Source organism: Paracoccus onchidii (genome assembly GCF_028294535.1).
In the GTDB taxonomy this organism is placed as follows: Bacteria; Pseudomonadota; Alphaproteobacteria; order Rhodobacterales; family Rhodobacteraceae; genus Paracoccus; species Paracoccus onchidii.
Genome location: NZ_JAQBIE010000001.1, coordinates 297,094 through 304,198, shown reverse-complemented (window position 1 = coordinate 304,198; position 7,105 = coordinate 297,094). Strand labels below are relative to the sequence as shown.

Below are 7,105 nucleotides of genomic sequence, written 5' to 3'. Positions count from 1 at the left end.
AACCCGCGTAAAAGCCAGGCAGGATGTGTTCGATTACATCGAGATGTTCTACAATCCGAAGCGCAAGCATGCGAGAAACGGGATGCTGTCGCCCGTAGAGTTCGAACGGCAGCGGAAACCGAGACCCGAAGGCGTCTAGGAAACGCGGGGCTATTCAAAACGCTTCAGTTGGTCGAGGGGGAGACCACGGGCCTCAGCTTGCTCAAGCTTGTCATAGAGGACGAGTTCGATACCGACGTACCGGGGGTCTTCAGCGCTTTGCCGGGCTGTAGCTATGGCCTCTCGCCACTCTACAGCTGAAGCGAGGGAGAAAGCCGCGCCGTCGCTCAGGCAGTCTTCAAGCTTACGGATGTCACCCAGCGCCATGTCGCGCCTCTTGCGAGCTGTAGGGAGGTGTCGGGTCCCGAGGCCCCTTTTGATCTCCTTGCCCAGAGGTTTCCCATCCCATGGGTTCGGAACGCCCACCAGTTCAGGCGGGGTCACATAACGGAATACCCAGCTCTTGCCGGGGCCACGAGGTTGAATGAGGTATCGCATGTCTTCTTTCCCGGCCTCGCTGTGGTCCAATTTGGACAACACGTCTTTGGACATCGAGAAGAAAACCCTTCAATAACAACATATTGTGTGCGGTGGCGGAGACGAAGGGATTCGAACCCTCGAGACCCTTTCGGGCCTGCACCCTTAGCAGGGGTGTGCCTTCGACCACTCGGCCACGTCTCCGCTGATCCGTATATTCAGCTTGCCCAAGAGTGACAAGGGCTTTTTCAGCGGCTTCTGCAATCGCAATGAATCAAGGCAAGCGTTTGTTTGCTGCACGCAAAATGGCGGCGCCTCGAGATGGGCCGCCGCCATGTTCTGGAACACATCCGAGCAGTTCACCTTGGCTCAGCGGTGAACATATCCTGATGGCATCACACTAGGCATTGAAAAGGAAATGCAGCACGTCGCCGTCAGCCACTTCGTAGGTCTTGCCTTCGACGCGCAGCTTGCCGGCGTCGCGGGCGCCCGCCTCGCCATTGCCGGCGACATAATCGTCATAGGCGATGGTTTCCGAGCGGATGAAGCCCTTTTCGAAATCGCCATGGATGACCCCTGCCGCCTGCGGGGCCAGCGTGCCCTTGCGGATGGTCCAGGCGCGGGCTTCCTTGGGGCCGACGGTGAAATAGGTCTGCAGGCCAAGCAGGTCGTAGCCCGCACGGATCAGGCGATCCAGACCGGCTTCGTCCAGCCCCATCTCGCCCAGAAACATCTCGGCCTCTTCGGCGTCGAGCTGGCTGATCTCTTCCTCGATCTTGGCCGAGATGACGACATGGCCCGCGCCCTGCGCCCTGGCCATTTCCGCAACCTTGTCGGACAGGGCATTGCCCCTGGCGGCCTCGTCTTCGGCCACGTTACAGACATACAGCACCGGTTTCGAGGTCAGCAGTTGCAGCATGTTCCATGCCTTCTGCTCATCCTCGGCGATTTCAACCGTGCGGGCGGGCTGACCGTTTTCCAGCGCGGCAAGGGCGCGTTTCAGCAGGCCCTCCTGTTCGACGGCCTCCTTGTCGCCGCCCTTCAGCTTGCGGGTCAGGTTGGCCAGACGACGCTCGATTGATTCCATGTCGGCGATCATCAGTTCGGTCTCGATCACCTCGGCGTCTGTCAGAGGATCGACGCGCCCCTCGACATGGGTCACGTCGCCATCCTCGAAGCAGCGCAGCACATGCGCGATGGCATCCACTTCGCGGATATTGGCCAGAAACTGGTTGCCCAGCCCCTCGCCCTTGCTGGCACCCTTCACCAGACCCGCGATGTCCACGAAGGTGATCCGGGTCGGGATGATCTGTTTGCTGCCCGCAATGCCGGCCAGTCGATCCAGACGCGGATCGGGGACAGCGACCTCGCCGACATTCGGCTCGATCGTGCAAAAGGGAAAGTTCGCGGCCTGCGCGGCGGCAGTTTTCGTCAGCGCGTTGAACAGCGTGGATTTACCGACATTCGGCAACCCGACGATTCCCATGCGAAAGCCCATTGATGCACCTTTTCCTGAATTTCGCGGTTACTTAGGCGTCCACAGGGCGCAAGTCCAGTCCGCGGTGCGCATTGCGAAAGCGCAAGAACGGGGCTAGTGCTTGGGGCAAGTACTTCAGGGACAGGCCATGACCAGAATCGATGACACATTCGCGGCACTGAAATCGCAGGGCAAGAAGGCGTTTGTCGCCTATATGATGGCAAGCGATCCCGACGATGCGACCGCATTGGAGATCATGCGCGGCCTACCTGCTGCGGGGGTCGACATCATCGAGCTTGGCATGCCCTTCACGGACCCGATGGCGGATGGCCCGACGATTCAGGCGGCCGGCCAGCGGGCCCTGGCCACAGGCGGCAGCGTAACGCGCACACTGGATATGGTCCGGGCCTTCCGCAAGGACGATGCGACCACCCCGATCGTGTTGATGGGGTATTACAACCCGATCTATGCCCGCAGCGGCGGCGTGACCCAGTTCCTTGCCGATGCGGCAGATGCGGGTGTCGACGGTCTGATCGTGGTAGACCTGCCACCTGAGGAAGATGACGAATTATGCGTTCCCGCCTCGCGGGCCGGGCTGAACTTTATCCGCCTGGCGACGCCGACAACGGATGACCGCCGCCTGCCCGCCGTCATCGCCAATACCAGTGGCTTCCTGTATTATGTCAGCGTCACCGGCATCACCGGCGCCGCTGCGGCGAATGCAGCCGAAGTGGCGCCAGAGGTCGCCCGCATCCAGAAGGCGGCCAACCTCCCCGTTGTTGTCGGCTTTGGCATTTCCACCCCCGAGGCGGCGCAAAGCATCGCGTCAATCGCGGATGGCTGCGTTGTAGGCTCGGCCATCGTCAAGATGATCGGCGAAAAGCGGCCCGTCGGCGAGATCCTGGCCTTTGTGCAGGAACTGGCCGCAGGCGCGCATCGCGGCTGAACGACGACGGGCGGGCTGACCGGTTCGCCCTACCGTCCGACGAGAAAGCCGGATATTGTGGTGTCATGGATACAACCGCGCACCATCCGCCCTGCCCCAACCTGCCAAAGCCCCGCAGCTTTTGGCAGCGCATTGCCGATCGCCTGGCCGTCTTGCTGGGCAATCAGCGCAGCGTAACGCCCCCCGAACGTTCGGTCGCCTTTACCATTGCCATTATCGCGCTGGGGGCCAAGCTGGCAAAGGCGGATGGCGTGGTCGCCCGCTCTGAGGTTGCGGCGTTTCGCCGGGTGTTCGTCATTCCCCGCGCCGAAGAAAAGAACGCCGCCCGGGTCTTTGATCTGGCGCGTCAGGACGTGGCGGGATTCGATGCCTGGGCCCGCAGGATCGCGGCGATGTTCCCCGCTGGCGATCCGGTTCTGGAAGACGTGATCGAAGGGCTTTGCATCATTGCCGTCGCCGATGGCGACATGCATGAGAACGAAGTCGAATTCATCGACGAGGTGGGCCGCATTTTCGGGGTGACCCAGGCCCGGATCCTGTCGATTCGCAATCGTCACGACCCACATGCGGGCTGCCCGCCATGCCAGATGCTGGGCGTTGCCCCCGACACCCCCCTGCCCGAGGCGCGGAAACGCTGGCGCCAACTGATCCTTGAGGCTCATCCCGACCGTGCCATCGCGCGGGGCCTGCCCCCCGAGGCGGTTCGTCTGGCCGAGGCCCGCACCCGCAGCCTGAACGAAGCCTGGGAAAAGTTCCGGTCGCTGCATGAACCTTCGGGAAGAACAACAGCCCAGAACGCGACCTGAACCGGTTGTCGCCCAAGGGCGGCACCGCTAGAGTAGCGCGGCAATATCGGGTGGCGGATGAGCGACAGCGAAGAAAATTATCAGGTTCTGGCCCGGAAATACCGGCCTGAAACCTTTGCCGATCTTGTTGGCCAGGATGCAATGGTGCGAACGCTGAAAAACGCATTCGCCGCCGACCGCATCGCGCAAGCCTTCATCATGACCGGGATCCGGGGCACCGGCAAAACGACCACGGCGCGAATCATTGCAAAGGGCATGAATTGCATCGGCCCTGACGGCAATGGCGGTCCCACGACCGAGCCTTGCGGCAGCTGCGAACATTGCGTCGCGATCGCCGAAGGTCGCCATGTCGATGTGTTGGAAATGGATGCCGCATCGCGAACCGGTGTCGGCGACATCCGCGAGATCATCGAATCGGTCCATTACCGCGCAGCCAGCGCGCGTTACAAGATCTATATCATCGACGAGGTTCACATGCTGTCGACCAGCGCGTTCAACGCGCTGCTCAAGACGCTGGAAGAGCCACCGCCCCATGTGAAATTCATCTTCGCCACGACCGAAATCCGCAAGGTGCCGGTCACGGTGTTGTCGCGCTGTCAGCGTTTCGACCTGCGCCGCATCGAACCCGAGGTGATGATCGCCCTGCTGTCGCGGATCGCCTCCAGCGAAGGTGCTGAAATCGCGCAGGACGCGCTGGCGCTGATCACCCGTGCGGCCGAAGGCTCGGCGCGGGACGCAACCAGCCTGCTGGATCAGGCGATCAGCCACGGCGCAGGCGAAACCACGGCCGATCAGGTTCGTGCGATGCTGGGTCTGGCTGATCGGGGCCGGGTGATGGACCTGTTCGAAATGATCCTGCGCGGTGATGCAGCATCCGCATTGACCGAGTTGCAATCGCAGTATGCAGAAGGCGCGGACCCCATTGCCGTGCTCCGCGACCTGGCCGAGATGACGCATTGGGTTTCGGTGGTGAAGATCACCCCCGACGCGATCGAGGACCCCACGATTTCCCCCGATGAACGCACACGGGGTCAGGATCTGGCCGGCCGGCTGGCGATGCGTGTGCTGACCCGCATGTGGCAGATGCTTCTGAAAGCCCTGGAAGAGGTCTCGGCAGCTCCGAACGCGATGATGGCCGCCGAAATGGCGATCATTCGGTTGACTCATGCCGCCGATCTGCCCGACCCTGACGCCTTGATCCGCAAAGTTCAGCAATCGCAGACTGCGGGCGAGTTTTCGCGCCAGAACGCACCGGCGGGTGGCCCGGCGCAGGCGCCGCAGGCCCGCCGCGCAGCGCCGGCACGGGCAGTTGTCCAACCTTCAGGTGCGGCCACCGCATTGGCCGTTTCACCAGATTCGCATGCGGCATTTCCCGATTTCGCATCGGTTCTGGACCTGATCCGGCGCATGGGCGATATGCTGCTGCTGGTGCAGGTTGAAAACCATGTGGCGCTGGTCAAATACAGCCCTGGCCGTATCGAATTCCAACCACGCGGCAATGCCCCGGCCGATCTGGCGCAAAAACTGGCCGAGCGACTGCGCGGCTGGTGCGGGGGCCAGCGTTGGGCCGTGACCGTCACCAATGAAGGCGGATCAGCGACAATTGCCGAAACCCGCGCCGCCGAGGTCGAAGCCGCACGTCAGCGCGCCATGGAACTGCCGATCGTGCAGCAGGTTCTGGCCACATTTCCCGGTGCCTCGTTGAAAAACGTGACGCGGATCACACATGACACTGCAATCGCCGAGGATGTCGCTGCCGAAGGCGCGGCGAACCCACATGAACTAACACAGGGACCCGTTGCCGAAGTCGAGGAATGGGATCCCTTCGAGGATGAGGACTGAAGGAATGTTCAAGGGATTGGGCGGATTGGGCGACATGTCCAAGATGATGAAAGCCGCCAAGGAAATGCAGGATCGTATGCAGCAATTGCAGGACGATATGGAAAAGCTGACGGTCACGGGCGAATCTGGCGCCGGCCTGGTCAAGGCGACCGCGACCGCCAAGGGCGAACTGACCGGATTGGACATTGATCCGTCGATCTTCCAACCGACCGAAAAGGAAGTTGTCGAAGACCTGATCCTTGCCGCGATCAAGGATGCGCAACGGCGCGCCCAGGACAAGATGCAATCGGAAATGTCGCGCATCACCCAGGAGCTCGGACTTCCTGCCGATATGAAGATGCCATTCTGACGCGATGGCCGAAGGCAGCGACGACATTCAGGCGCTAATCACGTTGATGGGACGCCTGCCCGGGTTGGGTCCACGTTCGGCCCGGCGCATCGTCTTGCATCTGATCCGCAAACGCAGCGGGCAGATGACCCAGCTTGGCCAATTGCTTGATCGGGTCGCCTCGCAATCGCGGGAATGTCTGGAATGCGGCAACATCACCGACCGCGATATATGCGCGATATGCAGCGACCCCGCCCGTAACACCGGCGAAATATGCGTTGTCGAGGATGTCGCCGATCTTTGGGCTCTGGAACGCGGCAACAGCTTTCGGGGCCGCTATCATGTGCTGGGTGGCACGCTGTCTGCTCTGGATGAGATCGGGCCGGATGATCTGGGCATTCCCGCACTGGTCGAGCGGATCGATCAGCAGAAGATCCGCGAGGTCATCCTTGCGCTGAACGCAACGGTCGATGGCCAGACCACGGCCCATTACATCGCCGACGCGCTGCATGATATCGGCGTCTCTGTCACCGGCCTGGCCCATGGCGTGCCGATCGGAGGAGAGCTTGACTATCTGGATGACGGCACGATCAGCGCGGCCTTGAATGCGCGGCGAAAACTCTGACACCTGCCGGAATCGGGTTCGCGCATGACAAAGCCCGGGGACATGCCCCGGGCCGTTTCTTCACCGGATCTCAGGCGTCCAGCTTTTCAACCTTTGGCGTTGCCTTTGCAATTTCGATGCGGCGAGGTTTCAGCGCCTCGGGCACTTCGCGCAGCAATTCGATATGCAGCATGCCGTCGGAATGACTGGCACCTTCAACGCGCACATGATCGGCAAGGGTGAATTTCCGTTCGAATGCACGGGTTGCGATACCGCGGTGCAGATAGCTGCGGCTTTCGTCTTCTTCGGCCTTGCGTGCCGAAACGATCACGGCACCGTCCCGCATCTCGACGCTCAGATCATCGGCGGAAAATCCTGCAACCGCAATTGAGATGCGATAGCTGTCTTCCCCGGTCTTTTCGATGTTGTAGGGCGGATAGGTCGGCGCGGCGACGTCAGCTGTCATGGCGCGATCAACAACATCGGCCAAACGATCAAAACCGACCGAAGCACGATAAAGCGGTGTCAGGTCAAAATTACGCATGGGTTCACATCCTTCCATAAGCGATGTTCATGATGCCCCCCG

General features: G+C 61.4%; 9 protein-coding genes and 1 tRNA gene. 6 read left to right on the top strand and 4 right to left on the bottom strand.

The window, feature by feature from the left end; all coding sequences use genetic code 11:
• A partial coding sequence (locus PAF17_RS01520; RefSeq protein WP_271887319.1) for an IS3 family transposase occupies positions 1–139 on the top strand: 139 nt, incomplete at its 5' end.
• Between the two features lie 11 nt (positions 140–150).
• Here the strand turns inward: PAF17_RS01520 and PAF17_RS01515 are convergent.
• The 3 genes from PAF17_RS01515 to ychF form a co-directional block, all read right to left on the bottom strand.
• Positions 151–591 carry a hypothetical protein gene (locus PAF17_RS01515; protein ID WP_271887304.1) on the bottom strand — a complete coding sequence of 147 codons (441 nt, stop codon included), beginning with the start codon at positions 589–591 and terminating at the stop codon, positions 151–153.
• 39 nt (positions 592–630) lie between these two features.
• Positions 631–720: transfer RNA gene (locus PAF17_RS01510), tRNA-Ser, on the bottom strand.
• A gap of 196 nt (positions 721–916) precedes the next feature.
• Complete coding sequence (gene ychF / locus PAF17_RS01505; protein ID WP_271887303.1) at positions 917–2,014, bottom strand: redox-regulated ATPase YchF; 1,098 nt, start codon at positions 2,012–2,014, stop codon at positions 917–919.
• 127 nt (positions 2,015–2,141) lie between these two features.
• Here ychF and trpA point away from each other — a divergent pair, with 127 nt between their 5' ends.
• From trpA to recR, 5 genes are all read left to right on the top strand, one after another.
• Complete coding sequence (gene trpA / locus PAF17_RS01500) at positions 2,142–2,939, top strand: tryptophan synthase subunit alpha (RefSeq protein WP_271887302.1); 798 nt, start codon at positions 2,142–2,144, stop codon at positions 2,937–2,939.
• Positions 2,940–3,004: 65 nt separating this feature from the next.
• The gene (locus PAF17_RS01495; RefSeq protein ID WP_271887301.1) at positions 3,005–3,745 is read left to right on the top strand and encodes a molecular chaperone DjiA; all 741 of its coding nucleotides are present in this window, start codon (positions 3,005–3,007) and stop codon (positions 3,743–3,745) included.
• Positions 3,746–3,802: 57 nt separating this feature from the next.
• Positions 3,803–5,587, top strand: a complete 1,785-nt coding sequence (locus PAF17_RS01490) for a DNA polymerase III subunit gamma/tau (RefSeq protein ID WP_271887300.1) — start codon at positions 3,803–3,805, stop codon at positions 5,585–5,587.
• A gap of 4 nt (positions 5,588–5,591) precedes the next feature.
• Complete coding sequence (locus tag PAF17_RS01485) at positions 5,592–5,936, top strand: YbaB/EbfC family nucleoid-associated protein (protein WP_271887299.1); 345 nt, start codon at positions 5,592–5,594, stop codon at positions 5,934–5,936.
• A gap of 4 nt (positions 5,937–5,940) precedes the next feature.
• On the top strand, positions 5,941–6,540 hold the full coding sequence (gene recR / locus PAF17_RS01480; protein ID WP_271887298.1) for a recombination mediator RecR: 600 nt from the start codon (positions 5,941–5,943) through the stop codon (positions 6,538–6,540).
• A 70-nt stretch (positions 6,541–6,610) separates the two neighbouring features.
• Here recR and PAF17_RS01475 read toward each other — a convergent pair whose 3' ends face one another.
• A complete protein-coding gene (locus PAF17_RS01475; RefSeq protein ID WP_271887297.1) occupies positions 6,611–7,063 on the bottom strand; it encodes an Hsp20 family protein in 453 nt (150 codons plus the stop codon).
• Between the last annotated feature and the right edge of the window lie 42 nt (positions 7,064–7,105).